Genomic DNA, 18,663 nt, shown 5'->3' on the forward strand with positions numbered 1-18,663 from the left:
TCCAGGGCCTCGTCGCGTCGGTGGTGGTGGGGATGCGACGAGGCGGGGGCGGATGGCGCGACTGAGCGAAGGCGAGGCGGCGGCGTTCGACGCGTTCGTCAAGCAGCGACGGGAGTCGCTGCTGCGCACGGCGTTCCTGCTGACCGGTGACCTGGGCCGCGCGGAGGACCTGGTGCAGGCGGCGCTGCTGGAGACCTTCCGCCGCTGGCCGCGGCTGCATCAGCGCACGGACCCGATCGGCTACACCCGCAAGACGCTGGTGTCCCGGCACATCGACAGCGTCCGGCGCCGGTCCTGGCGTGAGGTTCCCATCGACCTGTCCGCCGGCCCGGGTGCAGTCGAGAAGGTGGGCGTCGCCGACCACGACGGCGTGCCTGACCGGCTGCTGCTCCGTGCCGCGCTGCTCGGTCTGCCGCCGCGGATGCGGGCGGTGCTGGTGCTGCGCTACTTCGACGACCTGACCGAGGCCGACACCGCCGGGTTGCTGGGCTGCTCGGTCGGCACCGTGAAGTCCACCGCTTTCCGTGGCCTGGCGCGGCTGCGGGAGGCCCTCGCTGACACCGGCCCACCCTCACCGCACCCCGGCCCCGGCTCCAACCCCGGCTCCCCCGCCGTGCGGTCCCTGTCCGCGTTCCGCCACACCGTCGAGGAGGACCACCGATGAGCACCGAGGACCTCCAGAGCACCGAGCACCAACTGCGCGCCGAGCTACGCACCTGGGCCGACGAGGGCGCCGCCGACACCGGCCGGGACCTGTCCGCGGCCGCGTTCACCGCACTGCACCACCGGCGGCTGCGGCACCGGGCGGCGGTGCTGGCCGCCGCGGCCGCCGCCGCGCTCGTGGTCGCCGCCGTGCCCATCGGGCTGATGCAGCTGCGCAACCAGGCGCCCGAACGCGCCGCCGCGCCCAGCCCGACCGCACCCGCCGCCCCGGCCGTGGACATCCTCGCCCTGCCCCCGCGCGGGCCGCTGGCCGCCGACCCGGCGCTGCTCGCGCAGTACACCGCGCTGCCGTGGGTCAGCGACGCGGCCCTGGCCGGGCGGGATCCGCAGGCCTCCGGCATCCCCGACGCACCGGCCGACACCCGCCGCGTGCTGTGGGCCGGCGACGTGCCCGGCGGAACGCGCCTGGTTCTCGTGGCCGGCGCCAACAACGCCGTCCCCACCGTGACCGACCCCGAACGCCAGACCGACCTCGGCGCCCTGGGCTCCACCGCGGTGGCGGTGTTCACCGGCCCCGCCGGCGCAGCACCCGACCAGCTGCAGATGACCACCACCCCTCACGGCCGGATGGACGGCGAGCCGTTCGCCTTCCGCGAGACCGCGACCGGCGCCACCGTTGTGCTGGCCGCGCCCGGCGACGTCGTCGAGATCTCCGCGCGCCCCGACTACGCCGCCGACGGCACCGAGTCCCGCACCTGGCAGGCGGTCGAGACCCCGGACGGAACCGCCGCGTTCGAGATCGACAACGGGTCCGCGATGGCCTACCGGGTGCTGCGCTCGGGCGTGCAGGTCAACACCAGCGAAGCCCCCGACGCCACCTCGACCGCTCCGCCCACCGAGGGCGAGCTCAAGGTCCTCACCTTGCGCGAGCCCACCGGCCTGCCACCCGGCGCCGACCCCTCCGACGGCTTCGGCGCCAACCTGCTCGTCCAGCAGACCGGCCTCCCCGCCGACCAGCTGCAGCTGACCAGCCCCTGGACCGGGCCACTGCCCGCAGACACCGACGAGCCGGTCACCATGACCCTGACCACCGCCACGGTGCCCTCCGGCGCGGTCCTGATCACCGCGATGCCGACCCAGTGGTTCGCCGACGGCAGCGCCGGCAGCAGTGACTGCGGCCAGGACTGGCTCACCCTCACCCTGCCCGCCGGCCCGCCGGTCGCCGACCGCACCTTCGCGCTGCTGTGCACCACCGCCGACATGACCGGCACGCCGAACACCAGCCTGGTCGTCATCGCCCCCACCACCGCCGCCACCGTCCAACTCCTCGACGCCGACGGGCGCCTCATCGACGAGCAGCCCCTCACCGACGGCACGCTGGTCACCACCGACCCCGAGACGGTCGTCGACACCGTCACCTCCGTGGAGGCGTTCACCGCCGACGGGCGGTCGCTGGGCCGCACCGGACTACTGACAGCCGACTGACCCGACGGCCGAGCCGGTCCCACTGCGCCTCGCCTTGACCGCATCCCATCGTGACCCGTGGACGGTCGACGCGGCGGGGGCTCGGCGCCGGTCAGCCGAGCTGCGTGACGCCGGCAGCGTCCCGAAGTCGGTGTCGCCGACGGTCGGGCGCCCACGGGAGGCATCCGTGCGAGCACCCGGTCGTCGTCTACGAGGTGGAGGTCCGCGAACGCAGTCGGCCGAGAACTTCAACGTGGGCTCGTCCGTCGGCGTCGACCTCGACTACCCGCACCAGAACCGGCTCGCTGTCGTCGCCGGCGACGAGGTGAGCGCCGGGTACGACGACGGCCGGATCGGGGGCCTCATCGACGAACGCCCACGGCCACCCGCGCTCGGACGTGCTCTGCACATCCAGCGGCAGGTCGATCCGCACCTGCACCTCCGGACCCGCGACCGGGAGCGTGGCGCGCGGCGCAGGCTGGGGGCCATCTCCGGCCGACCGCTCGACGCGAGATGCCGCCAGCGCCGCTTCCCGCTCGGTGTCGGTGAGCGCGCCAGCGAAGGGGCTGTACTGACGGAGGCGCTGAGCGTGCTCGGACCGGGAGGTGAGCACCTCAAGGAGGTCCAGCAGTGGGCCGTCGAGCAGCCGTGCCCACTCGTCCAGCGGCGCTGCCGCGGCAGGAGCTCGCTGGGCTTGCAACCGGGTCAGGTTGTCCCGGGCCAACGCCCTCATGCCGTCCGGGTCGACGACGACCTTGCCGGCGACGACATGGTGCAGGAGCAGGCTGCGCACCGGCCCGTGCCACAGCCGCTGCGCAGGCCCCACCACCGGGTCGACCGTGCGCTTCCGGCGCCCGCGGGGCTCCTCCTCGGTTACGGCGCGGACGGTAGGGCAGTGCTCCGACAGCGGCACCGCAGATAGCCGCCTCCAGGCTGCCCGGGCACGACTGAGGCTTCCGGCGCCGCTACCGGCTACTCGCCGCGGCCCTGTAGGTCTCGGCCCGGGTGTCGCTCCCCCAGGTTGTCGGGGAAGTTGCAGCCGCAGGTTCGTCCGGTCCCAGTCGACTGCGACGCCCGCGCCTTCGCTGCAACCGATGAAACGGCTGTCCGCGCGAGCACCCATCGGGTCGGGCGCGGTGGTGACCGCGCAGGCGCAGCAGGTGCGCCCTACGGTCACGTCCGTGACCCCGAGGGATCGTGCGCGGTGGCCGATGGGCCTGGCGTGGGTACTTCTTGCCGCCGCGGTCATTTCCGCCCTGGCCAACGTCGCTTGGCAGCGGGGATGGGCGGACTGGATGCTCGTCGGCGGCATGTGCATCCTGGCTGGTCTCGCCATGCTCAAGGCGCTGCAGGAGCGGCACGCACGCCGCGCACAACAGCCTGACTGACTGCCGCCGCGCCACAGCACGCGCCAGCACCGCTGGACTGCGCCGCGAGCTCATCGGAGGCAACCGGCGACCTGCCGGGCCAGCCCGCTGTCGGTGGCGGCCACCGCCGCCAGGTCCACCTCGGCCACCGCGTCCGCCAGGGGCCGCCGTGCTACCTGGAGGTCGATCCGCCCGACGGGTAACCGGCCGCTCCGGGGCCCAGGACAGCGGCGGCCAGGCGCGCGCGACGGTGTCGAGGACCAGCCGCAGACACAACGCCCGGCCACGCGGGCCCATCAGGAGCCGCTCAACGCGCCCGCTCACCCGGTCACCCTCCTCCCCGTGTCACTCCGTGGCGCTGCGGCGCCCCTGCCGACCCACTGCTCGAGTCGCAGGCCGGCCGGCCGCGGCCCGTTCAGAACGACCGGCGGGCGATCAGGGCGCCGGAGAGCACGGTGATGCCGGCCAGACCGGCGAAGAGCGCGAGCGTGGCCAGGGCATCCCACACGGGGCGACCCCACCAGGCCATCCCCAGCGCCGCCGCTGCGCCGACCCCGACGAAGGTCGAGCGCCGCGAGGTCCGGTCCGCACCCAGCCGAGTTGCGAGCAGCGCTCCGGCCAGTCCGAGTGCGCCACTCGCAGCGCCGATGGCGGCACCTGCGATCAGCCCTCCGAGGGTGCCGTAGAACAACCGTGCACCTCAGGCGAACCCCTCTAGGCCCACGGGGCCGACGACCACCCCGACGACGGCTGCGACCAGGCAGCTCCGTCCGACGGCGGAGCCCGCGGCTGTCCGGCTCACCTGCACACTCGGGTCCGTCTGGGTGCCGGTCATCGTTCCTCCGAACGGTCGGCGGGTAAGCCGGTGGGACAGCCGCAGCGTGCACGCCTGCGAGCCGGCGGCCGTCAGCACGCGCCGCCCGTGCCGGGCAGCTCGCCAGCGTGGCAGCCGGCGTGCGCAACGGCGAGTACGACACCCCCTCGGGGTCAGCCGACCCACCCCCGAACGTCGCGCACCGCACCAGCACCGTCGACGGACTCAGGACCGCCGCAAGGGAACGGTCCCTCGTTCATCGGTCAGGCGCACGGACAGCGGCGCGTCATCGTCGTCGACGACCTGCCACGGCGCACCACACGTGATCGCAACGACTCCGATGAGATCAACACCGCGCCGTCGACGGTGATGGTCAACCGCGGATGCGCCGGGGTCAGTCCGTGCTTGGTGCGGCGTCGTCCGGTGCACCGTAACCGGGTGGGCCGTAGCCCGTGACGGTCGAGACCCAGGTGCGGTCAGGGACCGTCTGCTCGAACTTGCCCACCGCGTCTCCGACGACCATGAGCAGCTCATCAAGGAACGCCTCTCCTGCTCGAACCGGCACCTTGACCTCGACGACGTAAACAAGTTCTGGGTCATCGCCGAGGATCTCCCGCGCAGGCACGTAACGCACGATCTCCACCCCCTCGTGGCTCGCATACTGGACCGTCGGTGCTTGAGGTGTAGCGATGAGCCGCCGGAGAAATGGCGGCCGCGCGGTGGACCAAGTCCGCCACGCACCCTCATCGGTCCTCAAGCGACTGCGGGACGACCACACCGGACCCGGCGATGACGGTGCCGGCGGCGTCGAGGACCGCAACCGCCGACACGGCTCCGGTGACGGGGATGGCGGCCGCGCCGCCCGGCAGCGGGTGCTCGCCGGTGACGGCGCCGTCCGCGGTGATCAGCTGCACGGTGGCGCCCTGCAGAGGACCGGCGACCAGCAGCTGGTCGCCGGCGAGGTCGGGATGGGTGCACCGCAGTGCGACGGTGCGTTCGACGACCGGCGCGCCGGCCGGGAGCACTCCGGCGCCGCAGGTGAAGCCGCTGAACGATGTCCCGCCGAGTGCGACGCCGGCGGACGCGGTGACGTAGACCGCGCCCGAGGGCAGCGTGGCGGCGAGCAGCCGGACACGGGCCGTCAGGCCGCGTGTGGCCGGAACGTCACCGGTCCACAAGGCGGTGAAGGTGACCTCGTCGGCGGGCAGGCCGGCCTGACCGAGGATCTCGTCGGGCTGCGCGTCGAGAGTGGTGTCGGCCGGGGACGGCTCCGGCGCCGGCCGCAGCGACGTCACCGGAGTAGGCGCGGGGACGTAGCCGCCGCGCGTGGCCGGCACGGGCACGAAGGTGGCGGTGTCGTCGCCGCGCTGCACCCGGACGCGCACGGACCAGTCCGACCAGGTCGGCCGGGCGCCGACGACGGCCGCCCCGGTGCCATCGGTGGCCGGCACCGCCTCGAAGGTGCGACCGACAGTGCCCGCGGCGTCGACCTCGGGCCGGGCTGACGCCGCCAGGCGGTCGCCGGGGGCGGCGACGACGAGCACCGTGCCGGTGTCGGCGTCCATGACGGCGGCGGGCGTGGACCGCGGCAGCCGCTTCGGGAAGGTGGGCACCCCCATCTGCTCCGGCGACGCACCGGGCGGCCCGGCGAACCAGGTGACCACCACCTGCTCGGGGCTCGCGTCGACGGCCACGAGCGCCCACCGCCGCCCGGACTGCTCGGTGGCGTAGACGACCGTGCGCGGCCCGTCGGGGACCGGCTCGAACCCGGGCGGTAGCTCCGGCCACGGCAGCTCCGCCACTCCGGCGAGGAAGGCGGCGTCCCCGGCAAGCGACCCGCGCGTCGGGCCGGAGTACACGTCGGCGTCGGGCAGGACCGCCGCTGGCGCCTGCCCCTCCGGGATCGTCGGCTCGCCCGGCTCGGCGACCCCGACGCCGGGCGCCGGCGCAGCGCTGCTCGGCAGCCGGTCGAGCACGACAGGAGTCGCGACCAGGACGACGGCGGCCGCGGCGGCCACCGCGGTCAGGGTGCGCCGCCGCCGGCGGCGGCGCCGGTGCCCCTCGCCGATCAGCGCCTCGGGCAGGTCGAGGCGCGGTGCGGCGGTCGTCGCGTCCGCCAGCGCGTGCAGACGGCTGCGCAGCTCGGTCACGTCGGTCACGGCAGGTCCTCCCGCACGATCCAGGTGTAGGGGGCGGCGTCGGTGTTCCGCGGGGTGGGGGTCGGCGGGGCGGGCGCCAGCGCGTCCTGCGGGGCGGCCAGGACGGTGCGCAGCCGCGCCAACCCGCGCACGACCTGGGTGTTGACGGTGCTGGTCGCGCAGCCCATGACCTGCGCGGTCTGTTCCTCGGTCAGGTCGGCGAAGTACCGCAGCACCAGCGCCGCCCGCATCCGTGGTGGCAGCGCCTGCAGCGCCACCCGCAGGTCGTGGTCGACCTCGACCGAAGCGGCCGGGTCGGCGTGGTCGGGCAGGCTCTCCATGACCTGCTCCGATGTGGACAGCCGGCGACACCAGCTGGTGTGCGTGGTCACCAGCACCCGGCGGGCGTAGGCCGCCGGGTGCTCCAGCCGGGACACCCGACCCCAGCGGCGGTACACCTTCAGCAGCGCGGTCTGCAACAGATCCTCACCGTGCCCGGTGTCCCCGGCCAGCAGTGTCGCCAGCCGGAGCAGGCCGGCCTGCTGGGCGACGACGAACTCGGCGAAGCCTGCATCGTCGCTGCCCACCCACGCTCCCTTCGCTGACCGCCGTCCTCTGAACGCGTCGAGCGTCGCCGAGCACCGACAGCCGACGGTCACGAAGACGTCACGATCACCGTGGGCGGCCGCACGAGGGGCCCTCGGCTGAGCGCCCGTGACCGATGAAGGCTCCACGCGGCTTGCGCGGGGGCCGATGCCACGTCATTGTGTCAATGACCCAGTACAATGACGGAACGGGGTGCGGTGTGACGCTGCCGCTCTGGCTGTTGATGGCGCTGGTAGCCGTGGTCGTCGGCGGCGTGACCACGGTCATCGGCCGCACGCCGCCCGGGCGGGAGCCCGCGGTGATCAACGCCGCCCGTCATGCCCGCAGAACCTCCGCCTTCGCGGTGCTCGCGGGCCTCATCGCCGCGTTGGGCTGCGGGGTCGTCTGCTTGTCGCTGCTGACCGGCCCCGGGGTGTTTGGCCGCGTGCTGCTGCTGATCCCGCTGGCCGCCGGCGTCGCGCACGCGGTCGTGCTGGCCCTGGGCGAGCTGGCGTGGCCACGCCCCGGCGGGGACATAAGGCGCGCCGCGCTCGTCCGCCGCGGCCTGTTCGACGCAGCACCCCGGGGGCTGGTCCGGGCTGCCGCAGCGGGCCTGGGCGTCACCGTGGCCGTGCTGTTCCTCGGTGCGCTGGCCGCCGATCACACAGGGCGCACCCTCACGGTAGGAGGACTCGCGGCGCGGCTGGGCCCGTTCCCCGGCCTGCACTACGGCGGTCCGGTCGCCGCCGGGCTGCTGGTCCTGGTGTTGACGACGGCCGTGGCGCTGCACGTCGTCGCGCAGCGGGCGGCGGTGGCCACCGCGGAACCGGAGGTGGAGACGGTTCTGCGCCGGGCGTCCGCGCATCGGGTGCTGCGCGGCACTACCGCCGCGGTCCTGGCGCTGGCCGCCGAGCTGCTGCTGATGGTCGGCAGCACGCTGCGCGAGGCCGTCGCGCTCACCGGCCCGGCCGCACCCGCCGGGATCGGCGTCACCGGAGTGGCCGTTCTCATCGCTGCAGCCGTTGCGGGGGCCGCCGCGGTCGCCGTCGCGTGCTGGCAGGCGCCGACGGTGCCCGCCGATGGCCGCGTCAGCGCGAGCTGACGCCGTGACACTGGACATCACCGTGGACGTGCGCAGCGCCGTGCCGCCGTTCGAGCAGATCCGCCGCCAGATCGCGACGGTCGTCGACGCCGGGCTGCTGCCGCCGGGCAGCAAGCTGCCCACCATCCGGGCGCTGGCCGCCGACCTGGGCGTGGCCGCGGGCACCGTGGCCCGGGCCTACACCGAGCTCGAGGCGGCCGGCGTCGTGGTCAGCCGGCGACGCACCGGCACGGTCATCGCCGAGAACCCGGGGCGGGCGCCGGTCGGGACTGCGGTGCACGACGCGGCTGCGGTGCTGGCGCAGCGCGTCCGAGCCGACGGCTTGGACGAGGACGCCGCCGTCGCGGTGCTGCGCGCAGCCCTGGCCCGGCTCCCCTGACACGTCCACTGGGGTTGGGAGCGGCGAGTGCTGGTTGTGCTCGGGCCGCCCCATAGCTGGCCCTCCGTACCGTCCGGCCGTCCGTCGCCTGCCCGTGTGATCAGCCGCTGTCCGCGTCACCGGCGACCGCCGTCCGCACGGTGACCAGCTGCGGTTCAAGCCGAGCCTCGCGGTAGGTCCAGCAGTCATCGAGCACCGTGGCCACCGCCGCACCACAGCCCGGGCACACGACGTTGGGACCATCCAAACCATCCCTGCCGCAGCAGCCGCTGCTGCGCCGCGGATCTGCATGTGGGGGCAGCGCGAGCAGCTCGTCGGGATGCACGACGAAGCACCCGCCGCTGCCGACAGGCTCCCCTCGGCCGGTGCGGAACGCAGGTTCAGGATCGACCGCCCACTGCCCGGGCGCGACGGTCGCCGCGTACGCCGGGCCAGCCAGCGGCTGCCGCGCCGGCAGCTGCAGCAGCCGCTGCACCGGCCGGGTCAGCGCCGTGCCGCAGGCCGAGCACACCAGGACGTCCACGCCTGTCAGCGTGTCACCGGCGCGGCGCACCGCACCATCCATCCGCACGCCCGAGGCGTCGCCCTCAGTCGGACGTCTCGTCGAGCAGCGCCTCCGTGGCATGCGTGAGGTCCTCGACCGGCACCGCTCCGAGGTAGACAGCCGCCACCCGCCCCGTGTCATCGACGACGACGGTTGACGGTGTCTGCGTGATTGGGTACTCGGCGAAGGCGAGGGCGATCTCGCCGTCCGGGTCGAACAACGACGGATAAGACACCCCACGGCCGTCGAGGAACGCCTGCGCGAGGTCCTCCTGATCGCGGACGTTCACGCCGAGGACGGCGACCTGCTCATCAGGCATCGCCGCGTCGAAGGCCTGCAGCTCCGGCACCTCGACCCGACAGGGACCACACCAGCTGCCCCAGAAGTTGACCACGGACACCCGCCCGTCCAGCGACTGCGCGTCGAAGGTGCCACCGCCGACCAACGCCCCCGAGATGGCCGGGGCCGGTCCACGGTCGGCGACGGGGATGAGCTGCCCGTGCGGCGTCGGGTCGACCCCCGGATCGCCGCAGCCAGCCACTGCTCCGATCATCAGCAGCACCGCCGCGAGGAGCCGGTGGCGACGAGCCGGCAGGCGGGCTGGCCGCCGCGCTGCACCGACAGTGTGCTGGAGCCCTGGGGCAGCGCCCGCCGCGGCGTGCGGTCGCACACCGGGCACGGCGCCGTCGCCGCCGACGTGCCGGACCGTGCAGTCGCGCTCCGGTGGCGGCGTCTGGTCCGCGCCGTGCGCATACCGCCCCACGCGCATCACTGCTGCTCGGGCGTCCGCATGTACCAGGGGAGGTTGGCGTCGGTGAGCTCGTACACCGTGGCCCGCCACGTCCGGCGGGACCGATCCAGCAGCCACTCCTCGTCGAGCGTGACGCCGGTGATCCGCTCGGCCAGCTCCATCATCAGGGCCCGCACCGGGATGCGCGGCTGCCCAAACCCGAGGCCGGCCTCCTGCGGTAGAGGCTCCCCGACCGCGCTCTGCTCGAACAGCACGGCCTCGAAGCTGCGGACGACGGCTCCCTGCCGCGCGTAGGCGAACTGGGTGTCGGCCTCGACGTTCCAGAACACCGACACCGCCTGCCCGCCGGCCGACAGGGCACCGAGTAGGGCGTGGTCGGTGGTCAACCAGCCGCCTGGTTCGACGAAGACCAGCCACCCGGCCAGCTCGTCGACCTGCAGGACCGCTTGAGCGCCGCCGGTATCGGCGAGCGCGTCGAACTGCGCCATCTCCGCGTCGGCGAGGGTGGCCTGCGACTCCGTCGGCCACCGGAACCGCAGCACCTCCCCGCAACGGTCCAGGTCCGAGCCGCGGACGAACGTGACCGTCAGCGCTTCGAACCGCTCGATAAAGCTGTAGTCGCTCACGGCCCGGTCCGTCGTCCTTCGTGTCGGCCGCCGCTGTGGCGGCAGCTCCTCGCGAGACCGTAAGGCCTCCTGTGCCGCGGTCCCAGGACCGCGTCCCGGACGGGCGAGGTGACAGCTGCCGCGACCAGCTCAACCCCGCCGCTGCCGGGGCAGGGGCGGCTGCCGGCGCCGGGCCGCAGGAGACCTCGGGCGGCGGCAGCGGAACGGCGGCGGGTCGCTGGTCCGGGAGCTGCCGGTGCTGCTGGTAGTCGCGGTCGTACTGGCGCTGCTGGTCAAGACGTTCCTCGCGCAGGCGTTCTTCATCCCGTCGGGATCGATGGAGCAGACGCTGCACGGCTGTCCGGGCTGCACCGGTGACCGGGTGCTGGTCCTCAAGCCCTCGTACTGGTTCACCGACCCGCAGCCCGGTGACGTCGTGGTGTTCACCGGCCCGGACACGTGGGCGCCGGAGGTGCAGGTCGCAGAACCGTCGAACGGGTTCCTCGCCGCCTTGACCTGGGTCGGCCGGCAGGTCGGGGTCGCCCCACCGGCCGAGGACGACTTCGTCAAGCGGGTCATCGCCGTGGCAGGGCAGACGGTGGCCTGCTGCGACCCGCTGGGCCGGGTGACAGTGAACGGGCAGCCGCTGGAGGAGCCCTACATCCACGAGCCCGAGCCGCTCGAGAGCCGCCCGTTCGGGCCGGTGACCGTGCCGGAGGGCCGGCTGTTCGTGATGGGCGACCACCGGTCGGCATCGGCGGACTCGACCGCGCACATCGGCGACCAGTACGGCGGGACGATCGCCGTCGACGACGTCATCGGCAAGGTGACGCTGATCGTGTGGCCGCTCGGCCGGTTCGACACCGTCGACTCCCCGGCGCACGAGGTCCGCCGCGGCCGCGCTGTCGACCATCGGCGAGGTCGGCACGCCCCTGTCGATGCCCTCCCCCACTGGCCCGCGGGCGCCGCCCCGTCCGGGGACGGCGCCCGCGGGCGCTCAGTGTCGGGTGCCCCTCGCCGGGGCCTACGGCGGTCCAGTAGGCGATGAGGCGAGGGGGCCCTGCTTAATCCTCGTCGTCGACCCAGTCGAGAGTGCGCTGCACCGCCTTGGTCCACTTGCGGTAGTAGCGGTCGCGGGCGCCCGGCTCCATGGCTGGGCTCCACCGCTTGTCCTCAGCCCATTGACTGGTCAACTCGTCCTCGTCGGCCCAGAAGCCGACCGCCAGGCCCGCCGCGTACGCCGCGCCGAGCGCCGTCGTCTCGGCGATCTTGGGCCGGACGACGTCGACGCCGAGGATGTCGGCCTGGAACTGCATGAGCAGCTCGTTGACCACCATGCCGCCGTCGACACGCAGCTCGGTGAGGTCGACGCCGGAGTCGGCGTTCATTGCCTCGACGACCTCGCGGGTCTGGTAGGCCGTGGCCTCCAGCACCGCGCGGGCGAGGTGGCCGCGGTTGACGTAGCGGGTGAGCCCGACGAGCGCGCCACGGGCGTCGGAGCGCCAGTGCGGAGCGAACAGGCCGGAGAACGCCGGCACGAAGTAGGCACCGCCGTTGTCCTCCACCGAGCGGGCCACCGCCTCGATCTCCGCCGCGCCGCCGATGAGCCGCAGGTTGTCACGCACCCACTGCACCAGCGACCCGGTGACGGCGATGGACCCCTCGAGGGCGTAGACGGGCTTGCGGTCGCCGATCTTGTAACAGACCGTCGTCAGCAGGCCGTTCTTCGACGCCACCGCTTCCTTGCCGGTGTTGAGCAGGAGGAAGTTGCCGGTGCCGTAGGTGTTCTTGGCCATGCCGGGCGAGAAGCAGACCTGCCCGAAGGTGGCCGCCTGCTGGTCGCCGAGGGAGCCGGCGATCTTGACGCCCGCCAGGGCGCCGGCCTTGCGGCCCTCGCCGTAGACCTCGGAGTTGGACCGGATCTCCGGCAGCATCGAGACCGGGATGCGCATGTCGGCGGCGATGGACTCGTCCCACTGCAGGGTCTTGTAGTCCATGAGCATCGTGCGCGAGGCGTTGCTGACGTCGGTGAGGTGCTGCCCGCCGTCGATGCCGCCGGTCATGTTCCACAGCAGCCAGCTGTCGATCGTGCCCATGAGCAGCTCGCCGCGCTCGGCACGCTCGCGGGCGCCCTCGACGTTGTCGAGGATCCAGGTGACCTTGGGCCCGGCGAAGTAGGTGGCCAGCGGCAGGCCCACCTTGTCCTTGTAGCGCTCGGCTCCCCCGCCGAGCTCGCCGAGTTCGGTGACGATGCGGTCGGTGCGGGTGTCCTGCCAGACGATGGCGTTGTAAACCGGTTCACCGGTCGTCCGGTCCCAGACGACCGTCGTTTCGCGCTGATTGGTCAGGCCGACGGCGGCGAGGTCGGAGCCGGTGATGTCCGCGCGGGCCAGCGCCTGGCCAACCACTTCACGGACGTTGACCCAAATCTCGTTGGCGTCGTGCTCAACCCAGCCGGCCCTCGGGAAGATCTGGGCGTGCTCCTTCTGGCCGACGGCCACCACGGCGCCGTCGTGGTCGAAGACCATGCACCGGGTGCTCGTGGTCCCCTGGTCGATGGCGGCGATGTAGCTGGTCACTGTTCCTCCTGGTGCGTCGTTGCAGCGGGGTAGGCGGGTCAGAAGACCCGGGCGAGCAGACCGGCCAGGACTGCGCCGATGATCGGGCCGACGACCGGGACCCATGAGTAGCCCCAGTCGCTGCCGCCCTTGCCGCGGATGGGCAGGACGGCGTGCGCGATGCGCGGGCCGAGGTCACGGGCGGGGTTGATGGCGTAGCCGGTGGGCCCGCCGAGTGAGGCGCCGATGCCGACGACGAGCAGAGCGACGGCGAGCGGGCCGATCTGGGTCGGCGTGTTGCCGAAGGCGAGGATGACGTAGATCAGCACGAAGGTGCCGATCACCTCGGTGACGACGTTTGAGGCGGGGCGACGGATGGCCGGGCCGGTAGCAAAAGTGCCGAGCACCTCACCGGCGTCGGGGTGAGCGTCGTAGTGGTCGCGGTACGCCAGCCAGGCCACGACGGCACCTAGAAAGGCCCCGACAAGTTCACCGGCGAAGTAGACCAAGGTGCTGCCGATCGTGATGTCGACACCGGGGGCGTACTCATCGGCCCCCGATACCCACAGGCCCACGGTGACTGCCGGGTTCAGGTGTGCGCCGCTGCGGTAAGCGGCGTACACGCCGACGAAGACCGCCAGGCCCCAGCCGAAGCTGATGAGGAGCCAGTCGGCACCCCGGCCTTTCGACTCGGTGAGCAGCACGTTCGCCACGACGCCGACGCCTAGCAGGAGCAGGATGCCCGTGCCGAGTACCTCGGAGAAGAAGACGGAAGACAGTGACACGTCCAGAGACTCCTCTGTGTCCGGATTGTGCCGGGATGGGGTCCCGCCCGGTCCGGGCGGGTCGTGCGGGATCCCTGTCCTGCCCTCCTCTGGCCGGGATCGTCGGTGTGGTGGTCGTCAGGGTGCGGGCCGGCGGGGGCGTCCCCGCCGGCCCGACGGGTCAGGAGGCGCTGGCGAAGGGAGTGATCTCGGGGGCCTGCAGCCGGGCCCGCTCGGCGGAGGTGTCGTCGGGCATGGCCTCCGCGGCGCGCTCGGCTTCCACGCGGGCGAGGTAGGTGCTGATCTCGCGCTCCACCTGCGCTTCGTCCCAGCCAAGCAGTCCGGCCATGAGCTCGGCGGCTGGGCGGGCCGACGCCGTTCCCCGGTCGGACTGCTCGTAGGACAGCCGGGTGCGGCGGGTGAGCACGTCCTCCAGATGCAGCGCGCCCTCGGCCTCAACGGCGTAGACGACCTCGGCGCGCAGGTAGTCCGGCGCCCCCTCCAGCGGGCGACCCAGGTCGGAGTCGCGGTCGACGAGGGCCATCACCTCGTCGACGAGGGAGCCGTAGCGGTCGAGCAGGTGCTCCACGCGCGTCTCGGTCCAGCCGTGCGCGGCGGCCAGGTGCGCCTTGCGGTTGCGGCGCACGAGGTAGCCGTCAGCGCCGGCCAGCGGCAGCTCCTCGGTGAGCGAGGCGGGGATCGGCGCGTCCGGGTCCTCGCCGGGCGCCCGGTCGGCCAGCGCCATGGCGACGACGTCGCGGGCCATGACGCGATAGGTCGTGTACTTGCCGCCGGCGATCACGGTCAGGCCCGGCCGGACGGTGGCCACGGTGTGCTCGCGGGAGACGCGCGTGGTGCCGCCGGCTTCCTCCCCGACCGGCTGTAGCAGCGGGCGCAGGCCGGTGTAGACGCCGAGGACATCGTTGCGGGTGAGCGGCCGCTGAAGCACGGTGTTGGCCTGCTCGAGGAGGTAGTCGACGTCGGCGGCGGAGGCGACCGGGTGGTCCTTGGCGAGGTCCCAGGGGGTGTCGGTCGTGCCGATCACCCAGTGGGTGGGCCACGGGATGATGAACAGCACGCTCTTCTCGGTGCGCAGGATGAACCCGTCCTCGCCAGCGATCACCTCGCGCGGGACGGCGATGTGCACGCCCTTCGAGGCCCGGACGGTCAGGCCCTGCGCGCGGAAGAGCTCCTGGGTCTGGTCGGTCCACACGCCGGTGGCGCCGATGACGTGGCGGGCGCGCACCTCGAGCTCGCGGCCGGTCTCCAGGTCGACCGCGCGCACGCCCGCGACCCGCCCGTCCTCCTCCAGGTAGCCGGTCACCTGGGTGCGGCTGGCGGCCAGCGCCCCGTGGCCGACGGCGGTGCGCACCAGCACCTGCACGAGCCGGGCGTCGTCGACCTTGGCGTCCCAGTAGCGGATGGCCCCCACGGCGACGTCCTCGCGCAGCGACGGCGCGACCCGCCGGAGGGCCTTCTTCGACAGGTGCCGGTGCAACGGGACGCCGCGGCCGCCGACCCGGCCGAGCAGCCCGCCGAGGGTGTCGTAGAGGGCGATGCCCGCGCCGATGTAGGCGCGCTCCCACACCCGGTGCCGGATCGGGTAGAGGAACGGCACCGGGTGCACCAGGTGCGGGGCGAGCCGGCCGACGAGCAGGCCACGCTCGTGCAGCGCCTCGCGGACCAGCGCGAAGTCGAGCATCTCCAGGTAGCGCAGCCCGCCGTGGACGAGCTTGCTGGCCCGGCTGGAGGTGCCCGAGGCCCAGTCGCGCTGCTCCAGCAGGCCGACGGTGAGGCCGCGGCTAGCCGCGTCCAGGGCAGCTCCGGCCCCGGTCACCCCGCCTCCGATGACCAGGACGTCGAGGACGTCGCCCGCCATGCGGTCGAGGGCGTCGGAACGGTTCTTCGGGGACAGGGCGGTGGGCATTGGCACTCCTGGGTGGTGCGCTGGTTCGCCAGCGGAGGTCCGCTGGTTCCTTGAACGGACATGACCTTGCTCGCCACGGGGTGGTCTCAGCAGCGCATTGCACGTTCGTGCACGGTCGGGGCTAGCGTGGCCCCCGCCCGAGACCCCGCGAGAGGAGTCGCTGTCGTGACACCGGACGACCGCATCGAACGGGTCAGTCGACGGTTCTGGCTGGACAGGGCCACGATGGAGACGATCGCGCACGAGGAGGGCGTCTCCCGGTCGACGATCTCGCGGCTGCTGGACACCGCGCGGGCGACCGGCGTCGTCTCGGTGAGCGTGAACCCCGTGCACGGACGTGCAGCGGCGATGGGCGCGGAACTGGGCCGCCGGTACGGGATTGCAACCCGCGTCGTCGCCGTCCCGGACGACGCCTCCGACCTGGCGCGACTGCAGGCAGTCGCCGCCGAGACGGCCGCGCTGCTCGATGAGGTGGTCGACTCCGGCACGACGCTAGGCCTGGCGTGGGGCACCACGACGAGCGCGGTGGGCCAGCACCTGCGGGCGCGGCCGCTGCGCGACATCGGCGTCGTCCAGCTCAACGGGGCGATGAACACCCACAGCAGCGGGGTGGGCTACGGCAGCGACGTGCTGGGCCGCTTCGGCAACGCGTGGGATGCCCAGGTGCACCACTTTCCGGTGCCGGCGTTCTTCGACCGGCCAGAGACCCGGCAGGCCATGTGGCGGGAACGCAGCGTGCGCCGGGTCCTCGGCCTGCAGCAGGCCGCCGACGTCGCGCTGTTCGGCATCGGCGCGATGGCCGGGACGGTGCCCTCACGGGTGCACACCGAGGGCTACTTGACACCCGGGGACCGCGCCGACCTCACCGCCGCGCATGTCGTCGGCGACGTGTGCACGGTCTTCCTGCGCGCCGACGGCTCGTGGGAGGGCATCCCGCTCAACGCCCGCACTAGCGGCCTGCTCCCGCCGGCGCTGCGCCGAATACCGCGGCGGGTGTGCGCGGTCGCCGGCGGCACGAAGGTGCCCGGGCTAATCGCCGCGCTAGCCGGCGACCTGCTGACCGACCTGGTACTCGACCAGCGCACCGCGCATGAACTGCTCACCCACCGCACGCTCGCCCGCCCGGTGCCGCTGTGGCGGCCGACGGAGGGACCGGGCGCCATCTCGGGCGCCCGGGGCGCCTGATCGCCGAGAGGCGCCGATGGCCCCTCCGCCCACCTCGCTGCGCCGCACCGACGCCCGCGTTGCCGACGTCGCCGCCGGGGCCCTCCTCGCCGTGCGCCTGCCTCCTCGAGAAGGGCCACCGCGCCGGCCCACCGAGCGACGTCGAGTCGTACGCGCGGGCCAGCTCGGCGAAAACACCATGACGCGCGCGGTCAATCTCTTAGGACTGCCTTGCCACACTCTGCTGCGGATCGACTCAACGGCCGTCATCGAAGTAACCAGACTGCGCAACCCGTGCGTGCAGATCCGTGCTCTTCGGTCCGAGTTTTTACGACCGGTCGTCCATCGCGGCTCCGACGGATCGCTCCTGCGCAAGGCCGGCAGGATGGGTGTCGCTGCCGTCGGCGGCGAAGTCCACCCCTTTGACTCGATCACCTCGAGCTGCACGAGGTCCCCAGCAGGCCCTCGACCCGGTCTAAACACGTCCCACGAGGAGCGGGCCCTGACCGTCGCGGCCAGGTGAGCGTCCTCGGATCAGTGCCTCGGTGTGCCTCGCCGCTGAAGTGGGCCCAGGCCAAAGACACCCTGAAGAAGCCTCCGAGGGAGCATGTTGGTCAGCCGGAGTGGCACCGCGGGTGCCAGGCTCGTCACTGACCCGCTGCCGACCCCTCCCAAGCACCTTACGTCGGCTGATCCGCCCTTACCCCCTCTAGCTGCCGGTTCAGTCGAGATCATCGGCCTTCCGTGGACAGGCAAGGACGTTGATCCGGCAGCCGCGCTGCAGTGCGCACTGCAGCGCGCGCTGCCAAAGCCGTTCCTTGACCAGGATCGTGGCTGGTTCGGCCACGCGGATGAGGCGGGTTTGTCCGGTTCCACGACTAGCGCGACGCGCTCCGCTCCGGCCTCGTAGAGAGCCACGGAAGGTGCACAGGGCGCCGGAGGCGAGCCTTGGGCCGCGACTAGCCGGCGTGGCCCCGTAGCCGACCAGGGGGCAGCGCCGCTGCACGTTGGCGTCCCCGGAGCGAGGCCTTGAACTGACGTCCGACACCTCCGTGCGAAACACGCCGGTGTCGTATTGACGGGCATCCTGCGGGTCGCTAGACATCACGCACCGCAAACTCGGCGTCACCGTGAGCACATGCGCCAGCGGGTCCGACCGTCGAGTTCACCACCCCAAGAAGGAGTTCTCAATGAAGCGTTCTCCCCTTCTGACGATCACAGCGGCTGCGTTCGTCGTGGCCGGGGCATCCACGGCCAGCGCAGCACCGCCTTCGACCACTTACTGCGCAGAGATCCTCTCGAACGAGGTGGATGCGCAGGGCTTTTCCATCGTCCTCGGGACCTCCTGCTCCACCTCACCCGAGGCGGCGTTGAGCACCGCGGATGCCGAAGCCGACAACAGCGCCCTCGCGCCCCAGGAATCAGCCGCCGCCGCCAGCACTCTGTTGATGAACGAGTACCGCGACTCGTATCTGGGCGGAGGAGTGCTCTACTCCTACTACGGAGCCTACGGAACTTGCGACTCCGCCGGCTACCGCCTGCGGAACTATTGGGACGTCGGACACAGCGTCTCGTCCATCCAGGGCAACGGCAACTGCAACTTTGTGACGCTTCAGAAGTACGATTCCGATGTCGATGTCTCCTGGTACCTTCCGCTCAACGCGATGGGTTCGTTCGACAACAACACGGAGATTGTCAGGATCAAGCGCGGCTGAGAGGGAACCAAGAATCCGCGATAGCTGAGAGCAGGTTTGATGATTCAGCCCACTCCGCTCCTCTCATCGAAACGTGCGGGCCACGACTGGCGGCGAAGTGTGGCCATCGTCCTCGCGTCATGC

General features: G+C 72.7%; 20 protein-coding genes. 8 read left to right on the forward strand and 12 right to left on the reverse strand.

The window, feature by feature from the left end; all coding sequences use genetic code 11:
- Window positions 1-52: 52 nt before the first annotated feature.
- Together WA616_RS01130 and WA616_RS01135 are read left to right on the forward strand one after the other, a co-directional pair.
- On the forward strand, window positions 53-664 hold the full coding sequence (locus WA616_RS01130; protein WP_336026529.1) for a SigE family RNA polymerase sigma factor: 612 nt from the start codon (window positions 53-55) through the stop codon (window positions 662-664).
- The gene (locus WA616_RS01135) at window positions 661-2,148 is read left to right on the forward strand and encodes a hypothetical protein (RefSeq protein ID WP_336026531.1); all 1,488 of its coding nucleotides are present in this window, start codon (window positions 661-663) and stop codon (window positions 2,146-2,148) included. Before WA616_RS01130 ends, WA616_RS01135 begins: the two co-directional genes overlap by 4 nt.
- 187 nt (window positions 2,149-2,335) lie before the next feature.
- Here WA616_RS01135 and WA616_RS01140 read toward each other — a convergent pair whose 3' ends face one another.
- Window positions 2,336-2,920 (reverse strand): hypothetical protein, encoded by a 585-nt coding sequence (locus WA616_RS01140; protein WP_336026532.1) that lies wholly within the window; start codon window positions 2,918-2,920, stop codon window positions 2,336-2,338.
- Between the two features lie 301 nt (window positions 2,921-3,221).
- Here WA616_RS01140 and WA616_RS01145 point away from each other — a divergent pair, with 301 nt between their 5' ends.
- Complete coding sequence (locus tag WA616_RS01145; RefSeq protein WP_336026534.1) at window positions 3,222-3,515, forward strand: hypothetical protein; 294 nt, start codon at window positions 3,222-3,224, stop codon at window positions 3,513-3,515.
- A gap of 394 nt (window positions 3,516-3,909) precedes the next feature.
- Here the strand turns inward: WA616_RS01145 and WA616_RS01150 are convergent, their stop codons facing one another.
- The 4 genes from WA616_RS01150 to WA616_RS01165 form a co-directional block, all read right to left on the reverse strand.
- Window positions 3,910-4,185, reverse strand: coding sequence for a hypothetical protein (locus WA616_RS01150; RefSeq protein WP_336026536.1), 276 nt, complete (start codon window positions 4,183-4,185; stop codon window positions 3,910-3,912).
- Between the two features lie 517 nt (window positions 4,186-4,702).
- Window positions 4,703-4,951 carry a hypothetical protein gene (locus tag WA616_RS01155; RefSeq protein WP_336026537.1) on the reverse strand — a complete coding sequence of 83 codons (249 nt, stop codon included), beginning with the start codon at window positions 4,949-4,951 and terminating at the stop codon, window positions 4,703-4,705.
- Between the two features lie 100 nt (window positions 4,952-5,051).
- The gene (locus WA616_RS01160; RefSeq protein WP_336026538.1) at window positions 5,052-6,467 is read right to left on the reverse strand and encodes a hypothetical protein; all 1,416 of its coding nucleotides are present in this window, start codon (window positions 6,465-6,467) and stop codon (window positions 5,052-5,054) included.
- Entirely contained in the window at window positions 6,464-7,033 is a 570-nt protein-coding gene (locus WA616_RS01165; protein WP_336026539.1) for a SigE family RNA polymerase sigma factor, read from the reverse strand. Before WA616_RS01165 ends, WA616_RS01160 begins: the two co-directional genes overlap by 4 nt.
- Window positions 7,034-7,251: 218 nt before the next feature.
- On the opposite strand from WA616_RS01165, the gene WA616_RS01170 reads away from it, so the two are divergent.
- Window positions 7,252-8,133: a hypothetical protein gene (locus WA616_RS01170; protein ID WP_336026540.1), complete on the forward strand. Its 882-nt coding sequence runs from the start codon at window positions 7,252-7,254 to the stop codon at window positions 8,131-8,133.
- A 4-nt stretch (window positions 8,134-8,137) separates the two neighbouring features.
- The gene (locus tag WA616_RS01175; RefSeq protein WP_336026542.1) at window positions 8,138-8,512 is read left to right on the forward strand and encodes a GntR family transcriptional regulator; all 375 of its coding nucleotides are present in this window, start codon (window positions 8,138-8,140) and stop codon (window positions 8,510-8,512) included.
- 100 nt (window positions 8,513-8,612) lie between these two features.
- On the opposite strand, the gene WA616_RS01180 is transcribed toward WA616_RS01175, so the two are convergent.
- The 3 genes from WA616_RS01180 to WA616_RS01190 all read right to left on the reverse strand — a co-directional run bounded on the left by WA616_RS01180 (window position 8,613) and on the right by WA616_RS01190 (window position 10,433).
- A complete protein-coding gene (locus WA616_RS01180) occupies window positions 8,613-9,065 on the reverse strand; it encodes a hypothetical protein (protein ID WP_336026544.1) in 453 nt (150 codons plus the stop codon).
- Between the two features lie 34 nt (window positions 9,066-9,099).
- A complete protein-coding gene (locus tag WA616_RS01185) occupies window positions 9,100-9,609 on the reverse strand; it encodes a TlpA family protein disulfide reductase (RefSeq protein WP_336027567.1) in 510 nt (169 codons plus the stop codon).
- 215 nt (window positions 9,610-9,824) lie between these two features.
- The gene (locus WA616_RS01190; RefSeq protein ID WP_336026547.1) at window positions 9,825-10,433 is read right to left on the reverse strand and encodes a DUF6461 domain-containing protein; all 609 of its coding nucleotides are present in this window, start codon (window positions 10,431-10,433) and stop codon (window positions 9,825-9,827) included.
- A gap of 235 nt (window positions 10,434-10,668) precedes the next feature.
- On the opposite strand from WA616_RS01190, the gene lepB reads away from it, so the two are divergent.
- Window positions 10,669-11,460, forward strand: coding sequence for a signal peptidase I (gene lepB, locus WA616_RS01195; RefSeq protein WP_336026550.1), 792 nt, complete (start codon window positions 10,669-10,671; stop codon window positions 11,458-11,460).
- Between the two features lie 16 nt (window positions 11,461-11,476).
- On the opposite strand, the gene glpK is transcribed toward lepB, so the two are convergent.
- The 3 genes from glpK to WA616_RS01210 all read right to left on the reverse strand — a co-directional run bounded on the left by glpK (window position 11,477) and on the right by WA616_RS01210 (window position 15,661).
- On the reverse strand, window positions 11,477-12,991 hold the full coding sequence (gene glpK, locus WA616_RS01200; protein ID WP_336026553.1) for a glycerol kinase GlpK: 1,515 nt from the start codon (window positions 12,989-12,991) through the stop codon (window positions 11,477-11,479).
- A 38-nt stretch (window positions 12,992-13,029) separates the two neighbouring features.
- On the reverse strand, window positions 13,030-13,755 hold the full coding sequence (locus WA616_RS01205) for an MIP/aquaporin family protein (RefSeq protein WP_336026556.1): 726 nt from the start codon (window positions 13,753-13,755) through the stop codon (window positions 13,030-13,032).
- Window positions 13,756-13,915: 160 nt separating this feature from the next.
- Complete coding sequence (locus WA616_RS01210; RefSeq protein WP_336026557.1) at window positions 13,916-15,661, reverse strand: glycerol-3-phosphate dehydrogenase/oxidase; 1,746 nt, start codon at window positions 15,659-15,661, stop codon at window positions 13,916-13,918.
- A gap of 165 nt (window positions 15,662-15,826) precedes the next feature.
- Between WA616_RS01210 and WA616_RS01215 the strand changes: the two genes are divergently transcribed.
- The gene (locus WA616_RS01215; protein ID WP_336026559.1) at window positions 15,827-16,846 is read left to right on the forward strand and encodes a sugar-binding transcriptional regulator; all 1,020 of its coding nucleotides are present in this window, start codon (window positions 15,827-15,829) and stop codon (window positions 16,844-16,846) included.
- A 700-nt stretch (window positions 16,847-17,546) separates the two neighbouring features.
- Here WA616_RS01215 and WA616_RS01220 read toward each other — a convergent pair.
- A complete protein-coding gene (locus WA616_RS01220; protein ID WP_336026561.1) occupies window positions 17,547-17,672 on the reverse strand; it encodes a hypothetical protein in 126 nt (41 codons plus the stop codon).
- 343 nt (window positions 17,673-18,015) lie between these two features.
- Between WA616_RS01220 and WA616_RS01225 the strand changes: the two genes are divergently transcribed.
- On the forward strand, window positions 18,016-18,540 hold the full coding sequence (locus WA616_RS01225) for a hypothetical protein (protein WP_336026563.1): 525 nt from the start codon (window positions 18,016-18,018) through the stop codon (window positions 18,538-18,540).
- Window positions 18,541-18,663: the final 123 nt, after the last annotated feature.

The sequence above is a fragment of the Geodermatophilus sp. FMUSA9-8 genome (assembly GCF_037034165.1).
Taxonomy (GTDB): domain Bacteria; phylum Actinomycetota; class Actinomycetes; order Mycobacteriales; family Geodermatophilaceae; genus Geodermatophilus; species Geodermatophilus nigrescens.

Bases quoted from the DNA above. Each gene is read 5' to 3' on its own strand.
- WA616_RS01135 (WP_336026531.1), top strand. From the start codon at position 661: ATGAGCACCGAGGACCTCCAGAGCACCGAGCACCAACTGCGCGCCGAG.
- WA616_RS01210 (WP_336026557.1), bottom strand. From the start codon at position 15,661: ATGCCCACCGCCCTGTCCCCGAAGAACCGTTCCGACGCCCTCGACCGC.
- WA616_RS01225 (WP_336026563.1), top strand. From the start codon at position 18,016: ATGAAGCGTTCTCCCCTTCTGACGATCACAGCGGCTGCGTTCGTCGTG.
- WA616_RS01130 (WP_336026529.1), top strand. From the start codon at position 53: ATGGCGCGACTGAGCGAAGGCGAGGCGGCGGCGTTCGACGCGTTCGTC.
- WA616_RS01145 (WP_336026534.1), top strand. From the start codon at position 3,222: ATGAAACGGCTGTCCGCGCGAGCACCCATCGGGTCGGGCGCGGTGGTG.
- WA616_RS01185 (WP_336027567.1), bottom strand. From the start codon at position 9,609: ATGATCGGAGCAGTGGCTGGCTGCGGCGATCCGGGGGTCGACCCGACG.